The organism is Dehalococcoidia bacterium, from assembly GCA_025054935.1.
In the GTDB taxonomy this organism is placed as follows: domain Bacteria; phylum Chloroflexota; class Dehalococcoidia; order SpSt-223; family SpSt-223; genus JANWZD01.
This window is the reverse complement of record JANWZD010000045.1, coordinates 1-504: the sequence shown is the minus strand read 5'-3', so window position 1 is coordinate 504 and position 504 is coordinate 1. Positions and strand designations below refer to the sequence as shown.

At 74.0% G+C, this 504-nt stretch carries 1 protein-coding gene; it reads left to right on the top strand.

The features are described 5' to 3' along the window. Positions 1-504, top strand: a 504-nt coding sequence (locus NZ773_16180) for a lyase family protein (protein ID MCS6803465.1), incomplete at both ends; no start/stop codon positions are given.

Genomic DNA, 504 nt, shown 5'->3' with positions numbered 1-504 from the left:
CGACCAGGTCCTGGTCGCGACTCGGCTGTGGCTCCGGGCCAGGCTGGGGGAGCTCGCGCGTGCGGGCCTCGCGGTGGCGACGGTGGCCCTCGAGCGCGCCGGCCGCGAGGCTGGGTTGCTGATGCCCGGCTACACCCACCTCCAGCGGGCGATGGCGAGCACCGTCGGCCACTGGTGGGCGGGCTACGCCGAGGCCTTCATCGACGACGCCTGGCGCGCGCTGCAGACCCGGGAGTACCTCGACGCGAACCCGCTCGGCTCGGCCGCGGGCTACGGCGTGAGCCTGCCGCTCGACCGCGACTGGGCCACCGCGGAGCTGGGCTTTTCCAGGCTCCAGCTCAATCCGCACTACTGCCAGCTGTCGCGGGGCAAGTTCGAGCTCGCCGCGCTCGAGGCCCTGGCCCAGGCGCTCCTCGACCTCCGTCGCGCGGCCTGGGATCTCTCGCTCTTCGCCAGCGCCGAGTTCGGCTTCCTCCGGCTGCCGACGCACTGGACCACGGGCTC